General features: G+C 69.2%; 17 protein-coding genes. 9 read left to right on the top strand and 8 right to left on the bottom strand.

Annotation, left to right across the window (positions count from 1 at the left end):
- Positions 1 to 186 precede the first annotated feature (186 nt).
- Positions 187 to 927 (top strand): ABC transporter ATP-binding protein, encoded by a 741-nt coding sequence (locus tag DL991_RS09205; RefSeq protein WP_125782951.1) that lies wholly within the window; start codon positions 187 to 189, stop codon positions 925 to 927.
- A gap of 4 nt (positions 928 to 931) precedes the next feature.
- Positions 932 to 3,502: an FtsX-like permease family protein gene (locus DL991_RS09210; protein ID WP_125782953.1), complete on the top strand. Its 2,571-nt coding sequence runs from the start codon at positions 932 to 934 to the stop codon at positions 3,500 to 3,502.
- An 18-nt stretch (positions 3,503 to 3,520) separates the two neighbouring features.
- Here DL991_RS09210 and DL991_RS09215 read toward each other — a convergent pair whose 3' ends face one another.
- Together DL991_RS09215 and DL991_RS09220 are read right to left on the bottom strand one after the other, a co-directional pair.
- The gene (locus DL991_RS09215) at positions 3,521 to 4,870 is read right to left on the bottom strand and encodes a DUF2252 domain-containing protein (RefSeq protein WP_125782955.1); all 1,350 of its coding nucleotides are present in this window, start codon (positions 4,868 to 4,870) and stop codon (positions 3,521 to 3,523) included.
- 51 nt (positions 4,871 to 4,921) lie between these two features.
- Complete coding sequence (locus tag DL991_RS09220) at positions 4,922 to 5,779, bottom strand: DUF1206 domain-containing protein (RefSeq protein ID WP_125782957.1); 858 nt, start codon at positions 5,777 to 5,779, stop codon at positions 4,922 to 4,924.
- A gap of 50 nt (positions 5,780 to 5,829) precedes the next feature.
- Between DL991_RS09220 and DL991_RS09225 the strand changes: the two genes are divergently transcribed.
- Positions 5,830 to 6,183 (top strand): antibiotic biosynthesis monooxygenase, encoded by a 354-nt coding sequence (locus tag DL991_RS09225; RefSeq protein WP_125782959.1) that lies wholly within the window; start codon positions 5,830 to 5,832, stop codon positions 6,181 to 6,183.
- Here the strand turns inward: DL991_RS09225 and DL991_RS09230 are convergent.
- The 5 genes from DL991_RS09230 to DL991_RS09250 form a co-directional block, all read right to left on the bottom strand.
- Positions 6,141 to 7,487 carry a DJ-1/PfpI family protein gene (locus DL991_RS09230; protein ID WP_125782961.1) on the bottom strand — a complete coding sequence of 449 codons (1,347 nt, stop codon included), beginning with the start codon at positions 7,485 to 7,487 and terminating at the stop codon, positions 6,141 to 6,143. The two genes, DL991_RS09225 and DL991_RS09230, sit on opposite strands and share 43 nt — an antisense overlap.
- 2 nt (positions 7,488 to 7,489) lie before the next feature.
- A complete protein-coding gene (locus DL991_RS09235; RefSeq protein ID WP_125782963.1) occupies positions 7,490 to 7,888 on the bottom strand; it encodes a hypothetical protein in 399 nt (132 codons plus the stop codon).
- A gap of 99 nt (positions 7,889 to 7,987) precedes the next feature.
- Positions 7,988 to 8,635: a response regulator transcription factor gene (locus DL991_RS09240; RefSeq protein ID WP_125782965.1), complete on the bottom strand. Its 648-nt coding sequence runs from the start codon at positions 8,633 to 8,635 to the stop codon at positions 7,988 to 7,990.
- The gene (locus tag DL991_RS09245; protein ID WP_233598744.1) at positions 8,632 to 9,735 is read right to left on the bottom strand and encodes a sensor histidine kinase; all 1,104 of its coding nucleotides are present in this window, start codon (positions 9,733 to 9,735) and stop codon (positions 8,632 to 8,634) included. Before DL991_RS09245 ends, DL991_RS09240 begins: the two co-directional genes overlap by 4 nt.
- Before the next feature lie 80 nt (positions 9,736 to 9,815).
- Positions 9,816 to 10,814 (bottom strand): LacI family DNA-binding transcriptional regulator, encoded by a 999-nt coding sequence (locus DL991_RS09250; RefSeq protein ID WP_125782969.1) that lies wholly within the window; start codon positions 10,812 to 10,814, stop codon positions 9,816 to 9,818.
- A 161-nt stretch (positions 10,815 to 10,975) separates the two neighbouring features.
- On the opposite strand from DL991_RS09250, the gene DL991_RS09255 reads away from it, so the two are divergent.
- The 6 genes from DL991_RS09255 to DL991_RS09280 all read left to right on the top strand — a co-directional run bounded on the left by DL991_RS09255 (position 10,976) and on the right by DL991_RS09280 (position 19,063).
- Positions 10,976 to 12,043 carry an ABC transporter substrate-binding protein gene (locus DL991_RS09255; protein ID WP_125782971.1) on the top strand — a complete coding sequence of 356 codons (1,068 nt, stop codon included), beginning with the start codon at positions 10,976 to 10,978 and terminating at the stop codon, positions 12,041 to 12,043.
- A gap of 2 nt (positions 12,044 to 12,045) precedes the next feature.
- A complete protein-coding gene (locus DL991_RS09260) occupies positions 12,046 to 13,521 on the top strand; it encodes a sugar ABC transporter ATP-binding protein (RefSeq protein WP_125782973.1) in 1,476 nt (491 codons plus the stop codon).
- A gap of 38 nt (positions 13,522 to 13,559) precedes the next feature.
- Positions 13,560 to 14,516 (top strand): ABC transporter permease, encoded by a 957-nt coding sequence (locus DL991_RS09265; RefSeq protein WP_125783117.1) that lies wholly within the window; start codon positions 13,560 to 13,562, stop codon positions 14,514 to 14,516.
- Complete coding sequence (locus tag DL991_RS09270; protein ID WP_199746791.1) at positions 14,513 to 15,505, top strand: ABC transporter permease; 993 nt, start codon at positions 14,513 to 14,515, stop codon at positions 15,503 to 15,505. The genes DL991_RS09265 and DL991_RS09270 overlap by 4 nt, the downstream gene beginning before the upstream one ends.
- Positions 15,506 to 15,514: 9 nt before the next feature.
- Positions 15,515 to 18,238, top strand: a complete 2,724-nt coding sequence (locus DL991_RS09275; RefSeq protein WP_125782975.1) for an AbfB domain-containing protein — start codon at positions 15,515 to 15,517, stop codon at positions 18,236 to 18,238.
- Positions 18,239 to 18,319: 81 nt separating this feature from the next.
- Complete coding sequence (locus DL991_RS09280) at positions 18,320 to 19,063, top strand: LysR family transcriptional regulator substrate-binding protein (RefSeq protein WP_125782977.1); 744 nt, start codon at positions 18,320 to 18,322, stop codon at positions 19,061 to 19,063.
- Here the strand turns inward: DL991_RS09280 and DL991_RS09285 are convergent.
- Entirely contained in the window at positions 19,060 to 19,437 is a 378-nt protein-coding gene (locus DL991_RS09285) for a DUF5997 family protein (RefSeq protein ID WP_233598746.1), read from the bottom strand. The genes DL991_RS09280 and DL991_RS09285 overlap by 4 nt on opposite strands.
- Positions 19,438 to 19,443 lie beyond the last annotated feature (6 nt).

The raw sequence follows: 19,443 nt of genomic DNA on the forward strand, positions 1-19,443 counted from the left end.
AACGACTGTGTCGCGAAAGCCACTTTCAGGACGTCAGACGTCCTGAAAGTGGCTTTCGCGATACAGCGTCGGTCCGCCGCATGGTGGTGCCAGCGCTACCACGAGTCTTCCCTCACGCGGGATCGTTTCCGCCCCTTGACGCCCGTAGGTTCAGACGGGAGAGATCACCACCGTTAAGGGGAAACAATGAATGCAGGGGGCGCGTGCGCCTTGAAGCTGGAATCCGTGAGCAAGGTCTACGGATCCGGTGACGGCGCGGTCACGGCGTTGAACGGGGTGACCGTCGAGGTGCGCAGAGGCACGTTCACCGCGGTGATGGGGCCGTCGGGTTCGGGCAAGAGCACCTTCCTGCACTGCGCGGCAGGGCTGGACAAGCCGAGCTCGGGCCGGGTCCTGCTGGGGGACACGGAGCTGAGCCGGATGCGTGAGAAAGCGCTCACCGAGCTGCGGAGGACCCGCGTCGGGTTCATCTTCCAGGCCTACAACCTGTTGCCGTCGCTGAACGTGCTGCAGAACATCACCCTGCCGACCAGGCTGGCCGGGCAGAAGCCCGACCCGCAGTGGCTGCGTCAGATCGTCGAGAGTGTCGGCATCGCGAAGAAGCTCGAACACCGCCCGTCGGAACTGTCCGGCGGCCAGCAGCAGCGGGTGGCGATCGCCCGCGCGCTGATCACCCGGCCCGAGGTCGTTCTCGCCGACGAACCGACCGGGGCGCTGGACACGCGTACCGCGCGCCAGGTGCTCGACCTGCTCCGGTCCATTGTGGACGAAATGGGGCAGACCGTGCTGATGGTCACCCACGATCCGGTGGCGGCGTCGGCCGCGCACGGTGTGCTGTTCCTGGCCGACGGCAAGCTGGCGGGCCACCTCCAGGGGCCGACGCCGGAGCGGGTCGCCGAGCGCATGACCCACCTCGGGGAGTGGTGACGGCATGTGGGATTTGGCATGGCAGACGACGAAGACCCGGCTGAGCGGTTTCATCGGCGCGTTCATCGCGATCCTCTGCGGGACGGCGCTGGTCGCCGGATGCGGCATCCTGATGGAATCCGGTCTGCGGGCCGGTGTCCCGACCCAGCGGTACGCCGACGCGGCGGTCGTCGTCGGAGGTCAGCAGACGGTCGACCCGCCCGGGGCGGGCCCGCTCGAAAGGAACCAGGTCGCCGAGCAGGCTTCGGTGCCGGTGACGCTCGCTGGGGCGATCACCGCGGTGCCAGGGGTCCGCGGTGTGGTGGCGGAGCAGAGCTTCCCGGCCAACGTGGTGACGGCCGACGGCCGGGCGCTGAACGGTCCCGAAGGTGGCCAGTCCTTGGGGCACAACTGGGACGCCGCCGTGCTGGCCCCGTTCTCGCTGCGTGACGGCCACGCGCCCGCCGGCGCCGACGAAGTGGTCCTGGACGCGGAACTGGCGTCACGGAGCGGCGCGGCGGTCGGTCAGCGGGTGAAGATCGCCATCCGCTCGACCCCGGTGGAGTTCCGGGTCTCCGGTATCGCCGCCCCGAAGTCGGGTGACGGCCTCACCCGGCAGTCCGCGGTGTTCTTCTCGCAGGAGAAGGCCGCAGAACTCGCCGGGGCACCCGGTCAGGCGCACGCGATCGGCGTGCTGGCGGACCCGGGCGTCGCACCGGGCGACCTCGCCGACCGGATCCGCGACGCGGCCGGCACCGACAAGGTGACGGTGACGACCGGGGTCGAGCGCAGCACGGTCGAGTTCCTCGACGTCAGCCAGACCCGGATGCTGCTGATGGCGCTCGCGGGTTCGTTCGGCGGCTTCGCGCTCCTCATCGCGGTGTTCGTCGTGGCCAGCACCCTCGCGCTGGTCATCAACCAGCGACGCCGGGAGTTCGCGTTGCTGCGGGCGATCGCGGCGACACCGCAGCAGATCCGCAAGCTCATCGGCGCCGAGACGATGCTCGTCGCGGTGGTCGCCGGGGTGCTGGGCAGCGGCCTCGGCGTGGCGGTCGGGTTCGGGCTGAGGAACGCGTTCGGGGCCGTCGGGGTGATCCCGCCGGACTTCGAACTGGCGATCAGCCCGATCCCGCTCGTCGCCGCGCTGGCGCTCGGTCTCGGCACGGCGCGGCTGGCCGCCTGGTCGGCCTCGCGGCGTCCGTCGTCGATCCGCCCGGTGGAGGCGCTCGGCGAGGCCGCGGTGGAGCGGCGTGAACTCGGGCGCGTGCGCGTCATCATCGGCTGCGCGCTGGTGGTGGCCGGTCTCGGTGGATCGATGGTCCCGATCTTCCTCCGCGGTGACGCGGGGCTCGCGGCCTCGGGGAGTTCGTCGCTGATCATCGTGATCGGACTGGCCGTGGTCAGCCCGAAGGTGGTCGCCGTCATGACGCGGCTGATCGCCCCGGTGCTCAACCGGACGTCGCGGGTCAGCGGCTACCTGGCCGCCGCGAACAGCCAGGCCAACTCGCGCCGCCTCGCCGCCGCGGTGACGCCGGTGATGCTGGCGGTCTCGTTCGCGCTGACGATGTTCTACAGCCAGACCTCCGCGGCCGCCGCGCGGCAGGAGGAGACCGTCGAGTCGACCGCCGCGGACCACGTGCTCGCCAGTGGCACGGGCGGGCTCTCGCCGGAGGTCGCCGAGGCGGCACGGCGGATCCCCGGCGTCGCCGCCGCGACCCCGGTCGTCCGCACCGAGGTGATCAACACGGTGCAGGAGCAGGACAGCGTCCGGGTCGAGCGGTACGCGGCGCAAGGACTGGACGGCGCGCAGGTCCGCGGGAACCTCGAACTGGGCGTCGTGTCGGGCAAGATCACCGACCTGACCGGGAACACCGTGGCGATGAGCGAATCGGAAGCCGACTGGTACGAGAAGAAGATCGGCGACGAGGTCGAGTTCTACTTCGGTGACGGTGCTCCGGCGAAGCTGCGGCTGGTCGCCACCTACACCCGCGACCAGGCTTTCGGCCGCTATGTGCTGCCCGCGGAGCTGGCCAGGGCGCACACCGGCGACCGGATGGACGATTCGGTGCTGGTGCGGGAGCAGCCCGACGCGGATTCCGCGACCGTGACGGCCGCCCTGAACGACCTCGCGAGCCGCTATCCGGGTCTGGCCGTGACGCCGGGATCGGCGGTGGCCGCGCCCGCCGTCGGGCAGCAGCAGGCCCAGTTCTACGTGAACCTGGTCGCGGTCGGCGTGATCCTCGGCTACGTCGTGATCTCGGTGGCCAACACGCTGGTGATGAGCACGGCGCAGCGCTCGCGGGAGTTCGCGCTCCTGCGCCTCATCGGCACCACGAAGCGACAGGTCATCCGGATGATGCGGTTCGAGGCACTGGCGACGGTGGGGGTCGCGACACTTCTGGGGACCGTGGTGGCGGGGGTTCCCTTGGTGCTGTTGAACCTCGGCCTGCGCGGGACACCGCTGCCGTCCGGGACGGCGACCGTCTTCGGCGGGGTCGTCGCCGGGGCGATCCTGCTCGGCCTGGTCTCGCTCGGCCTCGCCACCCGCGTGACGCTGCGGTCGAAGCCGATCGAGGCGATCGGCCTTCGCGAATAACGGGTCCTCGCCGTCCGGTCAGCCCTCCGCGGCGGGCCGGACGGCGGGGATCTTCCCGCCGCGGAAGGCGTTCACGAACAACCGGTGGTCCTCTCGCGACTGCTCGGCGTAGGCCATCCCGAATTCGGTCAGCGCGCGGACGAACTCGTCCTCGCGGTCGCCGATGACCCCGGCGATGGCCTCTTCGCTCTGGAAGCCGACCAGCGTCTGCTCGGAGTCCGAATCGGAGACACAGTGCATCTTCGCGGTGGCCCTGCCGAGATAGTCGAGCACCGGCCCCATCTCCGACGGTTCGGTCAGATCCGACCAGTCGAGGTCATTGACGTAGGGCGACAACTCCGAGACGACGAATCCGGTCCCGTCGATCTCCGTGTACCCGAGCCAAGGATCGGCGTGCGCCTGCAACGCGCGCTGGGACACGGCAGTGCGGTGACCCTCGTTGGTGAAGTAGTCGCGGATGCTCTCCTCGGCCACGATCCGGCTCGGCGCCGCCACGTTCCCTTGTTTCATCGACAGGACGACGTCGTTCTCGAGTGCCTGTGTCCGGCCCTCGACGAGGATGTTGTACGCGGGCAGCCCGGCCGAGCCGATGCCGAAACCGGTCCGGCCGACGATGTCCTTGACCCGGTAGGTGATGCTGCCGAACCGCTTGTTCTCCGGGATCGTGTCCAAGTAGGACTCGAAGGCCTTGGTCGCGATCTCGCGTTCGGCCTTCTCCAGCACCCGGACCCCCGGCCCGTGCCGGAACCTGCGGTCGAAGTCCTCCACCATGGTCAGCTCGTCGAGCAGGTCGATCCGCGTCTTGAGGCGCGCCCGGAGCAGGATGTCGTGAAGGACGCCTTCGGTGCTGTCCAGCTCGAGCCGGACGAGTTCGTCGCCGGGACGCTCGGCGTACTCCCGGACCTGCTTGACGTAGGCGCGCAGATAGGTGCCGATCAGCATCTCGATGTCGTCGTCGGAGATCGCCTTGCTCCACGCCAGCAGCGCGACACTGGCGGCCAGCCGTTTGAGGTCCCAGGTGAAGCATCCGAGGTACGCCTCGTCGAAATCGTTGACGTCGAACACCAGCGTCCCGGACGAATCCATGTAGCTGCCGAAGTTCTCGGCGTGCAGGTCGCCCTGGATCCACACCCGGCTGGTCTTCTCGTTCGCCCACGGATCGTTCTCGTGCGCCATGTCCGCGTAGAACAGGCACGCCGAACCCCGGTAGAAGGCGAACGGAGCGGCGGCCATCTTGCGGAACTTGCGGCGGAACGCGTCGGCGTCCGCGCGCATGAGGTCTTCGAAGGCCTCCACCAGCACTTCGACGATCCGCACCTGCCGATCGTCCTCGCCGCGCTCGCGGATCCGCTCGACCACACCTGTCATCACGACCTCCAGACGTCTGTCACGGTGCCACAGGTCGGTTCGCCGGGCAGATCAGATCTTGCGGAAACGAGCGTCCAGCAGCGCGAAGGCGCCGAACGCGGCGATCCCGGCCGCGAGCACGAGGAGCATCGGACCGCCGTACGGCTGGGCGGAGAGGGTCTTCAGCGCGGCGTCGAGGCCGCTGGCCTTGGCCGGGTCGAAGGTGACCGCGGCGACGACCGTCAGCACGCCGATCGTGCCGTACGCGGCGGAGAGCGCGATCCAGCCGATCTGCCCGAGCCGGATCGTCGTGGTCCGGGCGCGCCCGGAGGCGCCGCCGAAGTCGAGCTCCCGTACAAAGGTCTTCCGGAATCCGCGCTGGGCGAGGAAAACCGCCACCGCGACCACGGTGACCCCGGCGGCGGTGACCAGAACCTGTCCGTACGACTTCGCGAGGATCCCGGCGACGAAAGACCCTTGCCCGTCGTCGGCGCCCGCGATGGCGATCTTCACCGCGCTGTAGGACACGAGCCCGTACAGCACGACTTCGATCCCGCTGACGATCCGGCGCACCGTCCGCCGCCGCGTCTTCACCTGCCGATGGCCCGTGATCGCCTCGCTGAGCTGCCACAACGCCAGCACGGCCAGCCCGGCCGCGATCAGCCAGAGCAGCCACGCGCCGCCCTCGGCGACCACCATCTGCAGGGCGCCCGCCTTGTCCGCCTTCGCCTTGTCGCCGAGCGCGACCTGTGCCGCGAGCCACGCGACGAGCAGGTGCACGATCGCGTAGCAGACGAGCCCGCCTCGGGCGAGCAGGCCGAACGTCTTGCTGTCGCGCATCGGGCGATCCTTGCCGAGCCGTCCGCTTTCCACCAGGTCCGGCCGGAGCAATATGTCCGTCGTGTCGGGCAGGTCACTCTTGATCTCCACCGAGGTCGAGGGTGAATCCTGGGTTTCACCGACAGTTTCGAGGAGTGAACATGAACGAGGACAAGGGTTTCTACTCGATCATCGAGTACGCCGTGGACGGACCGGAGACCCAGGCGGCGCTGGTGGAGGCCTTCGCCGGGATCCAGGACCGCTGGGTCCGGTTCTACCCGGGCTACGTCTCGGCGCGGTTCCACGCGAGCGTGGACGGGACCCGGGTCGTCAACGTCGTCAGCTGGGCGAGCGAGGCGGACTACCGGCATTTCGAGGAGACCTCGGACACCGCGGGCAGACTCGCGGCCATCCAAGCGGCACTCGACGGCCTACCCGGCGAGGTCGAGTCACTGGTGACCGCGAATCCACGCTACCGCGTCGTCCGGGAGACCGGCCCCGGTCCGCGGCGATAGAGGGCGCGGATCCCGAAGGCGGCGAGCAGCCCGAGGACGGCCAGCCCGATCGGCCGGAACGCGACCGTCCAAGGCCATGCCGGGCCACCGAGCGCGAGGTGCTCGGTCCGGTACTCCAACGTCCTGGCCGTCCACCGCGTGGTCGCGGTGTCCGTGGTGCGCGCCAGGTCTTCGAGCACGGCGTCGAACGGGAACCCGGGCCCGGCGTGCAGGTACACCGGTGAGAGCCCGGCGTACCGATCGGCCGCGTGCGTCGCCGCCGCGTCGGCGCCGGGCACGATCAGCCGGTCGAAGTCGCCCGCCATCGGCGTGCCGCGCGGGGCGAAGGTCAGTCCGTGCCGGGACCGGATCGGCGCCCCGCCGAGACCGACCGCCGTCGTCTCGACCGCCAGGGACTGGCCGTAGGTGTCGAACACGGCGGCGAGCTCCAGTTCCCGGATCCCACTGGTCAGCAGGACACCCAGCGTCGGCTTGTCCCAGCGGAAGGCGGTGTTGAACCCGACGACGGTGTCCGCCGCTTCGAAGGTGTTCTGTGCCATCGGCGGGCTGGAGCCGGGGGAGTAGTGGGGCCAGCCGACGGCTCGGGCCGTCTTCCGCGCGGTTTCGGTGCCGGCGAACCGCTCGGCGATCCGCAGCGCCCCGTCGATCCCGGAGAGGATCCCGGCCGTGGTCACGATGTTCCCGTCGTCGACGTAGCGGGTGCCGCGAATCCAGCCCACGGCGGGGAATTCGTCGTCGAAGCCGCCGATGCGGAGCCAATGCGCGGTAGCCTTCCGCCCGTCGAGGAGCCCGGCCGAGGCGAGGACGCCCGAACCGTTGCAGACGCTCATGAGCAGCGCGCCCCGCGACGACTGCCGCTTCAGCCAGTCGGTCACCGGTCGCGTGGTCGGCTCGCCGAGGTCCGGCAACGCGGGCACCACCACGACGTCCGGGGCGGCAGGGAGCAGCTTGTCGAGCTCGGCGAAACCCAGGTCGGGGATCAGGTCGAGGCCGCCGGTCAGGGTGACCGGCCTGGCCACCGGCGCGACGGTGTAGACGTTGAACGCGCCGGTCGCGGCCAAGATCTCGTACGGGACGAGCGTGTCGGAGACGACCGCGCCTTCGTTCCCGACGACGACCACCGCGGTGGGTTTGGCGGGATCGTGTGCCCGGCGTACCGGCTGCGGCGAGATCCCGTCGGTTCTCTGTGCGTAGCGGTTTTCGAAGCTGGCGCCGAGTGTGACGGCGCCGAGGGTGAGCGGCAGGGCCAGCGCGGCGACGGTGAACGCCAGCACGGTCAGCGTGACACGGACGACGGTGCGCATGGTCAGGCTCCGTACTCGGCGCGACGGCGGACCATGGCGGCGAGCATCGCGGGCACCATCAGCACGTGCCCGGCCGTCATCATCGTCGACCCGGACACCAGGCCGGTCCAGTAGAACGGCATGAACAGCAGGTACGGCACATACATCGCGGCCGACATCTCCGCGATCGAGGCCCAGCGGTGGCGCCGGATCCGCATCCAGAGCGCCATGCCGAGCGACATGTTCGTCGCCATCACCAGCGCGCTCGCGGTCACGTTCCCGGCGAGGCCGGGCCACAGGAACGACCAGACCGGTTCGAGGACGATCATCCCGGCCACCATCGCGAGAAGCATCTCCACCGCGTGGCGGGTGAAGTGCAGGATGGTCTGCTTGCGGGTCTTGGGTTCTGTCGTGTGGTTCATTTCCGGCTCCCTCGATCGGTGCGACGGGAGCAATGTTCGGCCGGGGCGGGGCACGAGGGCAGGTGCCGGAAGTCATGCGCGAGGTCATGTGACCCGCGCTCAGAACAGGCCGAGTTCCCTCGCGCGCAGGGCGGCCTGGGTCCGGTCCCGCACCTGGAGCTTGGACAGGACACTCGTCACGAGGTTCTTCACCGTTCCCTCGGCGAGGAACAGCGTCTTGGCGATCTCCCGGTTGCTGCGGCCGTCGGCGAGGAGCCGGACCACCTCCAGCTCCCGTTCGGAAAGCGGGGTCGCCAACGGCTGAGCCCGCGGTGTTTCGGCGGGCAGCCGCGCGACCCTGGCGACGAGTTTCGCCGCGACCGACGGCTGCAGCACCGACTCGCCCCGTTCGGCCGCGACCAGTGCTTCGACCAGCCGCGTCGACGAGACGTCCTTGAGCAGATAGCCGACGGCGCCTGCTCGGAGCGCGGCGAACACGTCCTCGTCGTCATCGAAGGTGGTCAGCGCCAGAACACGGACGCCGGGCTGCTCGGCCCGAAGCCGGGCGGTGGCCGCGATCCCGTCCAGGACCGGCATCCGCAGATCCATCAGCGCGACGTCGGGGTGGAGTTCGGCGCACAGCCGGACAGCCTGCTCGCCGTCGGCCGCCTCGCCGACGACCTCGATTCCCGGCTGGACTTCCAGCAGGGTCGCCAACGCCTCGCGGAACAACGCCTGGTCGTCGACGATCAGTACGCGGACGCTCATCCCGGCACCTCCACGGTGAGCGTCAGGCCATGGCCTTCCGCGGAGTCGACCGAGACCCGGCCGCCGAGCCCGGCGACCCGCTCGCGGAGTCCCATGAGCCCAAATCCCTTGTCCGGCGGGGAATCCCCGGCGAATCCGAGACCGTCGTCGCGGACCTCGAGCCGGACTCGATCGGCCTCGGTGTAGTCGAGCACCACGTTCGCGGCCTTGGCGCGCGCGTGCTTGTGCACGTTGGTCAATCCCTCCTGGGCCGCCCGGAACAGCGATTCCTCCACCTCGGCACGGGTTTCCCGCGCCGTGCCCTTGACTTCGAACCCGGTCGGCACGCCGGCCGCGGAAGCCTCGTCCGTCAAGGCCCGCAACACTTCCGCGAGCGGCTCGGAGCGCGGTTCCCGCAGCGCGGAGACCGACCGGCGGACCTCCGCCAACGCCTCCCGCGACTGGTCCTGTGCCTTGGCGAGCATCCCGTCGACCCGTTCGGTGTCGCCGGTGCCGATCACCGCCCGGGCGGCCTGCAGCATCATCTGCACGACCGTGAGGTGATGGCCGAGCCCGTCGTGGATGTCGCGCGCGAGCCGGTTGCGTTCCTGGATCGTGGCGAGCTGCTCGGCCTGCGCGGCGTGGTCACGAAGACGTTCGTGCGCCTCGGCCAGCTCCTCTCGCGCCCGCTTCTCCCGGACGACGAGTTCGGTGACCACGGCCGCGAAGATCATGACCGCCAGCGTCCCGAGCCCTTCACGGAGCCCGTCCATCGGCGCCATCGGCAGATGGATCAGCGGGATCAGCACCGCGACCCCGAAGGCCACGGGCAGCGGCAGCAGCAACACGGTGTGGCTGACAAGGACCACGAGAAGCAGGACGGACCCGACAGCGGCACCCGAAAGCGAGAACAGGGTGAAGCCGAGCGGTAACTGAACGCAGACATACGCGATCGCCCACGCACGTCCGTGCTTCTGGACCCAGGGAAAGCCGATGACCGCGATCGCCGTGTAGACCAGCCCGGCGACGAGCGTCGGGAGCACGAGCGTCTCGTACTTGGCCGAGCCGAGGGGCAACGTCACGTATGCGACGAGAGTCAGCACGGCCAGGGCCCGGTTCACGGACACACAATGCCACGTACGGGGGCGAGATAGGCGAACTCGCGTGCGACGCCCCCGCAATTGGTCACCTACTTGCGGGGTCAGGTGATCGTGCTGTTCCGGATCTCCAGCGAGAACGGCGTCTGGACGTCTTCCGGTTCGAGGTCGGTCCCGCCCGCGATACGCCGCCGCAGCAGATCGACCGCCGCCCGCGCGATCGCCGCTTTGTCCGGCGCGATCGTCGTGAGCGAGGGCAGGCTGTACGCGCTTTCCTCGTTGTTGTCGAAGCCGACGATCGCCATGTCCGACGGCACCTGGACGCCGCGTTCGGCCGCGGCGCGAAGGGCGCCGATGGCGAGAAGGTCGTTGAAGCAGAAGACGGCGTCGGGCGGTTCGGGCAGGGCGAGGAGATGGGCCATCGCCTCGGCGCCGTTGGCACGGTGGTAGCGCAGAGCGGGCAGGACCAGTTCCGGAATCGGCGCGAGCCCGGCTTCTTCGAGCGCGGAGTGGTAGCCCTCCAGTCGTTGCGCGGCCGTGTGACGCTGCGGATGCGCGCCGATCGCGGCGATCCGGCGGCGGCCGAGCGAGATCAGGTGCCGCACGGCGATCCGGGCGGCCTGGACGTTGTCGATGCCGACGTGGTCTATCGGGACGTCGACGACATGCTCGCCGAGCATCACCAGCGGGACGCCGGGCGCCAGGTCTTCGAAGTCGTTGGTGTGCAACGCTTCCGGGCTGATGATCGCGCCGTCGATCAGATGCGGTCCCAGCGCGGAGAGGGCGTTGCGCTCCCGGTCCCTGGTGCCGAGGGTCTGTTCGATGAGGACGTTCCACTCGTGTTCCTGCGCCGCCTGCAGCACCAGCCCCGCCAGTTCGCCGAAGTACGGGATGCTCAACTCGGGCAGCATCAGCCCGAGGAATCCGGTGCGGCCGCGACGGAGGTTGCGGGCACCGAGGTTGGGCCGGTAGCCGGTCGACGCCAGTGCCTCCTCGACCCGTTTGCGGTTCTCCGGCTTTACGAAGTCGTAGCCGTTGACCACGTTCGACACGGTCTTGACCGAGACGCCCGCCAGCTTGGCGACGTCCTTGAGCGTGGCCACTCTCGCTCCCCTCTGAAGTGCTCCGGCACAGATCCGGCACAGCCTAGCCGCGCGAACGGCGGATTTACAACGTTGTACCAACGATGTAAATCTGGCATCGTCCTAATGAGTGACATGGGTCACCGCAGACCCTTGTGCTCGACTTCCCCGAGGAGCGATCGATGTCCCTGCCCATCCGCCGCACCCTGCTCCTGGTGACCGGCCTCGCGCTCGCGCTGACGGCCTGCACCAGCCGCGAGATCCAGCAATCCGCCCCGTCGGGGGCGGGACCGGCCGCTTCGGCGGCGCCGAACCAGGCCGCGGGGCCGGGATGCGCCCGCGAGAAGATCGGCTATCCGCAGGTGGACGTGAAGAACGCGGTCATCGGCTTCTCCCAGTCGGAGAAGGAGGCGAACCCGTTCCGCATCGCCGAGACGCAGTCCATCAAGGACGAAGCGACGAAACTCGGTGTCCCGGCGGACAAACTCCTGGTCACCAACGCGCAGAGCGATCTCAACAAACAGGTCAGCGACATCAAGTCGTTGCTGGACCGGGGCGCGCAGCTGCTCATCGTCGCCCCGCTGAACTCCGACGGCCTACAGCCCGCCCTCGACGCGGCGAAGGCCAAGAAGGTCCCGGTCATCACGATCGACCGCAAGGTGACCTCGCAGCCGTGCTCCGACTACCTGACCTTCATCGGCTCCAACTTCGTCGAACAGGGCAAGCGCGCGGCGCAGGAGATGGTGAAGGCGACCGGCGGCACCGGCAAGGTCGCGATCCTGCTCGGCGCGTCCGGGAACAACGTGACCACCGACCGCACCAAGGGTTTCAAGGACGAGATCGCCTCGACCACGGGCATCCAGATCGTCGCCGAGCAGACCGGCGAGTTCGACCGCTCCAAGGGCCAGGCGGTCATGGAGCAGCTCATCCAGAGCAACCCCGAGATCACCGCCGTCTACGCCGAGAACGACGAGATGGGCATCGGCGCGGTCACCGCGCTCAAGGCCGCGGGCAAGACGCCGGGCAAGGACGTCAAGATCGTCTCGATCGACGGCACCCGCAACGCCGTCCAGCTCATCGCCGACGGCAGCTACAACGCGGTGATCGAGTCCAACCCGCGCTTCGGCCCGCTCGCTTTCTCGACGCTGCAGGACTTCGCCGCGGGCAAGGAGATCCCGCCGACCGTGGTGATCTCCGACGACCAGTACGACTCGGCGAACGCCGCGCAGAAGCTCGGGAACGCGTACTGACGATGGAACCGGTTCTCGAGGTCGAAGGCGTGACGAAGACGTTCGCCGGGGTGCGCGCGCTCGACGACGTGTCGTTCGCGCTGCGGCCGGGCGAGGTGCACGCGCTGGTGGGCGAGAACGGCGCCGGCAAATCCACGCTGATCAAGGTGCTCACCGGCGTGCACCGGCCGGACTCCGGCACGATCCACGCGCGGGGCGCGATCTCCACGATCTACCAGGAGGTCAACCTCATCCCGCTGATGAGCGTGGCGAGCAACGTGTATCTCGGCCGCGAGCCGAGGAAGCGGTTCGGGCTGGTGGACTGGGCGCGGATGAACGCGGACGCGGCGGCACTGCTGAAGGACTACGGCATCGACGCGGACGTCCGCCGTCCACTCGGGACACTCGGCGTCGGTGCCCAGCAGATGGTCGCGCTGGCCCGTGCGGTGTCGGTCGACGCCGACGTCGTGATCATGGACGAGCCGACATCTTCGCTGGAGCCGCGCGAGGTCGAGACGCTGTTCGAGGTCATCGGCAGGCTGCACGAACGCGGGATCGCGATCGTGTACGTCAGTCACCGGATGGACGAGCTCTACCGGATCTGCGACCGCGTCACGGTGCTGCGGGACGGCAAGCGGGTCCACACCGGACCGCTCGCGGAGCTGCCGCGACTGGAACTGGTGTCGATGATGCTCGGCCGCAGTGTCGGCGACATCCGCTCGCACGGTGCGACGGCCTTCGAAGGCGACCACGAGGCGGGCCGGGAACCGGTGCTGCGCGCGGAGAACCTCACCAGCGGCAACCGGCTCGGCGGGGTCTCGGTGGAGATCAAACCCGGCGAGATCGTCGGCCTCGCCGGGCTGCTCGGCTCCGGAAGGACCGAGACCGCGCGGGCGATCGTCGGTGACCTGCCGTTGTCCGGTGGCACCGTCCTCGTCGGGGGAAAGCAGGTCCCGCTGGGGAGTGTGGCCGCCGCGATGCGCGCGGGTGTCAGCATGCTCGCCGAGGACCGCAAGACCGAGGGGATCATCCCGCATCTTTCGGTGCGGGAGAACATCGTGCTCGCCGCGTTGCCGAAGCTGTCCCGCTTCGGCATGGTCAGCCGTGCCCGGCAGGACAGGATCGTCGACACGTTCGTGAAACGCCTGCGGATCAAGGTGTCCAGCCCCGAGCAGAAGGTCGCCGAACTCTCCGGCGGCAATCAGCAGAAGGTGCTGCTGGCTCGCTGGCTGTGCACCGAACCGAAAGTGCTGCTGCTCGACGAGCCGACCCGGGGCATCGACGTCGGCGCGAAGGCCGAGGTGCAGGCGCTGATCGACGAACTCGCGAAGGACGGGCTCGCCGTCTTGCTGATCTCGTCGGAGATGGAGGAGCTCCTCGACGGCGCCGACCGGCTGATCGTGCTGAAGGACGGTGCGGTGGTCGGGGAACTGGCGGGGGACCGGCTGACCCAGGACCACGTGCTCGCCGCGATCGCTTCGGGCGGGGACACGGAATGACCAGCACCCAGCAGAGAACAGAGGATCCGGGAAGCACCATGACGGATACGGCGAAAACGGTGGACCGGACCCGGGTGGCGCGGTGGTTGCAGGAGTACGGCGTGTACGTCGCCGTCGTCGCGCTGGTGTTGTTCAACATCGCGTTCACGGCGAACTTCCTGACCGTCGGCAACTTCCGCACGCAGCTCATCCAGGCCGCGCCAGTGCTGGTGGTCGCGCTCGGGATGGCGCTGGTGATCGGCACCGAGGGCGTCGACCTGTCGGTGGGCGCGGTGATGGCGCTGTCGGCCGCGCTCGTCCCGCTGTACCTCGGGTACGGGACGTTGCCCGCCGTCGCCATCGCGCTGGCGGCGGGGTTGGCGGCCGGGGCGTTCAACGGCGTTCTGGTGGCCAGAGTCGGGATCCAGCCGATCGTGGCGACACTCGCCTTACTGGTCGGCGGGCGCGGTCTCGCGCTCGTGCTCGCCGACGGCCAGCTCATCCAGCTGCACGACGAGACGTTCCTCGCGCTCGGCAACGGCGAGGTGCTCGGGATCCCGGTGAGTGTGCTCATCGCGGCGGTCCTGGCGGTGCTGATGGCGGCGCTGGTCGGGAAAACGGCGTTCGGCAGGCGGCTGGTCGCGATCGGCGGCAACCGCCGGGCCAGCGTGCTTGCCGGGCTGCCGGTCACTCGGGTCCTCATCGGCGTCTACGCGATCTGCGGGCTGCTCGCGGCGCTGGCCGGGGTGCTCTCCACCGCCCGGCTCGGCGCGGGCGACCCCGCGGACGCCGGCCTGCTGATGGAACTGTCCGCGATCACCGCGGTCGTGGTCGGCGGTACCCCGCTGACCGGCGGCCGTGTCCGCATCCTCGGCACGGTGATGGGGGTGCTGCTCATGCAGCTCGTCCGCGCCACGCTCATCAAGCACAACCTGCCGGATTCGACCGCGCAGATGATCCAGGCCGCGATCATCGTCGGCGCGGTGTACGTCGCACGGGAACGGAGCAGCCGATGACCGCGGCGCCCACGATGGCCGCTCAGGACTCCACCCGGCGCGAGCTGATGACCGGAGTGCTGCAGAAACAAGGCGCGGCGATCGCGCTGGTGCTCATGGTCGCCGTCGCGTGGCTGCTGTTCCCGCGCTTCGGCAGCTTGGACAACCTGCGTGACATCGCGTTGCAGAGCTCGTTCCTCGCGATCATCGCGCTCGGCATGACGTTCGTGATCATCACCGGCGGGATCGACCTGTCGGTGGGCTCGGTCTACGCGCTCGGCGGGGTCCTCGCCGCCTACGGGTCGCAATGGGGTTTCCTCGTGGCGCTGCTGCTGCCGCTGGCGGTGTGCGGGCTGATCGGGTTGATCAACGGGCTGCTCGTCGCGAAGACCGGGATGGCGCCGTTCATCGTCACATTGGCGTCACTGCTGTTCGCCCGCGGGCTGCTGCTCGCGATCACCAGCGAGGGCGCGACGACGTACAAGATCCCGGAGGGCGAGGCGTTCGTCGAACTGGGCCGCGGCACGATGTTCGGCTTCGGCTACCCGGTGTTCATCGCGGCGGCGCTGTGCCTGATCGGCGGGCTCGTGCTGCGGCGGACCCGGTTCGGGCAGTCGGTGTTCGCCACCGGCGGCTCGGAGCAGTCCGCGAAGCTGATGGGACTGCCGGTGGCGCGCACCAAGGTCACCGTCTACGTGATGAGCGGCGTCCTGTCCGGGCTCGCGGGCGCGCTCACCGCGGCGTACCTGCAGTCCGGTGTCACGGTGATCGGGGTCGGCCTCGAACTGGACGCCATCTCCGTCGTCGTCATCGGGGGCACCCTGCTGACCGGCGGAATGGGCACGATTCTCGGAACTGTCATCGGCGTAGGCATCCGAACGGTCATCCAGAACGTAATCAACCAGATAGGAACTCTCGACAGCAACTACCAATCGGTGGTCAGCGGCGCGTTCCTGCTGGTGGTCGTTGTTCTGCAGCGGTCGCTGGCCCGCACGACCGCCCGGAGATAGGGAGATCGCATGCACCGAAGAACCGCGCGCGTCCTCAGCGTCGTGGCCGGTCTGCTGGCCGCCGCGACGACACTCGTGCCCGTCGCCCAAGCCGCCCCCGTCCCACTTCCCACCCCGTGGACGGATCAGGTCTCGCCGTCGAACGCGCTGCCCGAGTACCCGCGTCCGCAACTGGTGCGCTCCGAATGGCTCAACCTCAACGGGACCTGGGGTTTCACCGGCGCGCCGAATCTGAACTCGCCGCCGATCGGCAGGCCGCTGAGCGAGAACGTCCTGGTGCCCTACCCGATCGAGTCGATGCTTTCGGGGATCAAACGGCATGAGGACAACATGTTCTACCGCCGGACATTCACCGTTCCGTCCACTTGGGACGGCCGACGGGTGAAGCTCAACTTCGGCGCGGTCACCTGGGAGACCAGGGTCTGGGTCAACGGGACTTCGATCGGAAGCCACACCGGCGGTTTCGACGCGTTCTCGTTCGACATCACCCCGGCGCTCAGGGCGGGGGAGAACGAGATCGTCGTCGGCGTCGCGTCCCCTGTGGACGGTAGCCGGTACCCGATCGGGAAGCAGCGCAAGACCCCCGGCGGCATCTTCTACACGGCGGCGTCCGGCATCTGGCAGACCGTCTGGCTGGAACCGGTCCGGGCCGAGCACGTCACCCGGCTCGACACCACTCCCGACGTGCCCGGTGGCGCGCTCGACCTCGTCGTCCAGGGCACTCCCGGGCAGCAGGCGACCGCCGAAGTCCTTTCGGGCGGTCAAGTGGTCGGTACCGCGAGCGGGGCGGTGGGCTCGCACATCCGGGTCCCCGTGCCGAACGCGCGGTTGTGGTCACCGGACGACCCGTTCCTCTACGACCTGCGCGTGCGGCTGCCGGGAGGCGACGCCGTCACCGGGTACTTCGGGATGCGCTCGCTGGGCAAGGCGATGGTCGGCGGCGTGATGCGGCCCCTGCTCAACGGCAAGTTCGTCTTCCAGCTCGGCACGCTGGACCAGGGATACTGGCCGGACGGCATCTACACCGCGCCGACCGACGAGGCGCTGCGGTTCGACCTCGAACGCCAGAAGGCGCTGGGCTTCAACATGGTCCGCAAGCACATCAAGGTCGAACCCGCGCGGTGGTTCTACCACGCGGACCGGCTCGGGCTGATGGTCTGGCAGGACATGCCATCGCTCGACTCGATCGACGAAGTCCCGAACGGGCACACGAACTTCGAGTCCGAACTACGGCGCATGATCGAGCAGCACAAGAGCATCACCTCGATCGTGCAGTGGGTGCCGTTCAACGAAGGCTGGGGAGAATACGACGCCGGGCGCATCGTGGACCTGGTCCGCTCGATCGACGACACCCGGCTGATCAACCACAACTCCGGCTCGAACTGCTGCGTGTCCGATCCGGATCCTGGCAACGGTGACGTGATCGACGACCACGCGTACCAGATGTCGACCGGGACGAGACAGCCGGACGCGCGGCGGATAGCGGTGCTGGGGGAGTACGGCGGCCTCGGCAGACAGGTGGCCGGCCACGAATGGGAGCCGGGCAAGGGTTTCGCGTACGGCGCGCTGTACCCGGACGAGACGTCGCTGACGAACCGGTACGTGGAGATCACCAAGCAGGTCGGGCGGTTCGTACACGGCCGCGGGCTTTCCGCGTCGGTCTACACCGAACCGTACGATGTCGAGAACGAGGTCAACGGCTTCTACACCTACGACCGCCGCGTGCTGAAGATGACCGAGGCGCGGGTGCGCGAGATCAACCAGAAGGTGCTCGCCATCGCCAAGGGCACGGAGGTGGGCCGGGGCGAACTCGTGTCGTTGCGGGTCACCTCGGCCGGGTACACGGATCGCTATCTGCGGCACCAGGACGACTTCGTCCGGACCGATGTGCTGGGCGAGGGCAGCGCGGACCTGGCCAAGAAGGACGCGACGTTCTGGGCCCGGCCGGGGCTGGCCGACGCGTCGTGCCTGTCGTTCGAGTCGCGGAACTACCCCGGGCACTTCCTGCGGCATTCGGCTTCGCGGATCCGCAAGGACGCGAACGACGGCTCGGCCCTGTTCGCCGGGGACGCGACCTTCTGCGCGCGGGAAGGCGCAGGCGGCACGGCACTGGAGTCGTTCAATCAGCGTGGCGCGTACCTCCGGCACTACGCCGCGACCGTCTATCTCGCGCGCAGCGGCGGGGCGAACCCTTGGGACACGCCGTCGAGCTTCGCGGCGGACACGACGTGGGCGGCTTCGGTCCCGCTCTGGCGCAGCGGCGCGGATCTGCCGCTGGACCAGGCGCGATCGTTCAAGGTGACCACACCCGGCTACACCGACCGCTTCCTGCGGCACCGTGACGGTCTCGCCCGGACGGACGTGGTGAACGCGTCGAGTCCGGCACTGCTGAAGGCGGACGCGACATTCGTCGTGCGGCGCGGGCTCGCCGATCCGTCGTGCTACTCGCTGGAGGCGCGCAACTATCCGGGCCAGTTCCTGCGGCACGCGGACTTCCGGGTGCGGCTGGCCGGAAACGACAACACCGACCTGTTCGGGAAGGACGCGACGTTCTGCGCCCAGCCCGGGAGCGGTGGTGTCCGGCTGGCGTCGGTCAACGAACTCGGCACGAACATGCGGCACTACGCCGAGTACGTCTACGTCGCGGCCAGCGGCGGTGGCCACCCGTTCGACAACCCGGTCTCGTACGACCAGGACGTGAGCTGGGCGATCTCCGCGCCCTGGGCTCCGTAACAGACCTCGTGAGTGGCAAGGACGGTTAGAACCGTCCTTGCCACTCACGAGCGCGATGACCACTCCCGGTAACCTTGCCCCATGACCGGCCCGGAAACACCCGCCTCCTTCAAGCTCGCGTACGTCCCCGGCGTGACGCCCTCGAAGTGGGTCCGGATCTGGACCGAGCGGTCGCCCGGCGTGCCACTCGAACTCGTCCAGACGACCGCGGCCGAGGCCGCCGGACTGGTCCGGGAGCGCGAGGTGGACGCCGTCCTGCTGAGGCTCCCGATCGATCGCGAGGGTCTGCACGCGATCCAGCTCTACACCGAGACGACCGTCGTGATCGTCCCCAAGGACCACCTGGTCGCCGCCGCGGACGAGGTCTCCGTCGAAGACATCGCCGACGACGTCGTGCTGCACCCGCTCGACGACCCACTGGACTGGGAGCGGCCGCCGGGGAAACCCGCACTGGAACGCCCCGCCACCACGGCGGACGCCATCGAGCTGGTCGCCGCCGGTGTCGGGCTCCTGGTCGTCCCGCAGTCCGTCGCGCGGCTGCACCATCGGCGTGACCTGACCTACCGCCCGATCTCCGGCACGCCCGAATCCGGCGTCGCGTTGTCCTGGCCGGACGAAGAGACCTCCGACCTGATGGAACAGTTCATCGGGATCGTGCGCGGCCGGACCGTCAACAGCACTCGGGGGCGGCAGCAGGCCCCGGAAAAGCAGACGCCCGAGAAGAAGGCGCCGTCGAAGAGCAAACGCCCCCAGCCAGCCGGCCGGAAGCCGCAGCCTGGGCAACGCGGGGCTCCCAAGGGCGGGAAGCGCCGCCGCCGGGGCTAGCTCTCGCTACGGGCGGCCTTGACCCGCGCCTCTTCCTTGCGGACCTCGGCGTGGGTCTCGCGCTCCCGCGTCAGCCAATCCGGGGCGGCGGTCTTGATCTCCTCGATCTGCTCGGTGGTGAGGGCCTCGGTGATCCCGCCGCGCGCCAGGCCACTGATGGAGATGCCCAGCTTCGCCGCGATGACCGGACGCGGGTGCGGCCCGTTGCGGCGAAGCTCCCGCAGCCACTCGGGCGGTTCGGCCTGCAGCGCGTTCAGCTCGTCGCGGGAGACGACACCCTCCTGGAACTCCGCCGGGGTGGCCTCCAGGTACACACCCAGCTTCTTCGCCGCTGTCGCGGGCTTCATCGTTTGAGGGGTTTTCTGCGACGTCATTGCCTC

It is taken from the genome of Amycolatopsis sp. WAC 01375 (genome assembly GCF_003947325.1).
Taxonomy (GTDB): Bacteria; Actinomycetota; Actinomycetes; order Mycobacteriales; family Pseudonocardiaceae; genus Amycolatopsis.

Coding starts and splice junctions, on each gene's coding strand:
- DL991_RS09205 (WP_125782951.1), top strand. CDS start 187: ATGAATGCAGGGGGCGCGTGCGCCTTGAAGCTGGAATCCGTGAGCAAG.
- DL991_RS09210 (WP_125782953.1), top strand. CDS start 932: ATGTGGGATTTGGCATGGCAGACGACGAAGACCCGGCTGAGCGGTTTC.
- DL991_RS09215 (WP_125782955.1), bottom strand. CDS start 4,870: ATGACAGGTGTGGTCGAGCGGATCCGCGAGCGCGGCGAGGACGATCGG.
- DL991_RS09225 (WP_125782959.1), top strand. CDS start 5,830: ATGAACGAGGACAAGGGTTTCTACTCGATCATCGAGTACGCCGTGGAC.
- DL991_RS09230 (WP_125782961.1), bottom strand. CDS start 7,487: ATGCGCACCGTCGTCCGTGTCACGCTGACCGTGCTGGCGTTCACCGTC.
- DL991_RS09235 (WP_125782963.1), bottom strand. CDS start 7,888: ATGAACCACACGACAGAACCCAAGACCCGCAAGCAGACCATCCTGCAC.
- DL991_RS09240 (WP_125782965.1), bottom strand. CDS start 8,635: ATGAGCGTCCGCGTACTGATCGTCGACGACCAGGCGTTGTTCCGCGAG.
- DL991_RS09255 (WP_125782971.1), top strand. CDS start 10,976: ATGTCCCTGCCCATCCGCCGCACCCTGCTCCTGGTGACCGGCCTCGCG.
- DL991_RS09260 (WP_125782973.1), top strand. CDS start 12,046: ATGGAACCGGTTCTCGAGGTCGAAGGCGTGACGAAGACGTTCGCCGGG.
- DL991_RS09265 (WP_125783117.1), top strand. CDS start 13,560: ATGACGGATACGGCGAAAACGGTGGACCGGACCCGGGTGGCGCGGTGG.
- DL991_RS09270 (WP_199746791.1), top strand. CDS start 14,513: ATGACCGCGGCGCCCACGATGGCCGCTCAGGACTCCACCCGGCGCGAG.
- DL991_RS09275 (WP_125782975.1), top strand. CDS start 15,515: ATGCACCGAAGAACCGCGCGCGTCCTCAGCGTCGTGGCCGGTCTGCTG.
- DL991_RS09280 (WP_125782977.1), top strand. CDS start 18,320: ATGACCGGCCCGGAAACACCCGCCTCCTTCAAGCTCGCGTACGTCCCC.
- DL991_RS09285 (WP_233598746.1), bottom strand. CDS start 19,437: ATGACGTCGCAGAAAACCCCTCAAACGATGAAGCCCGCGACAGCGGCG.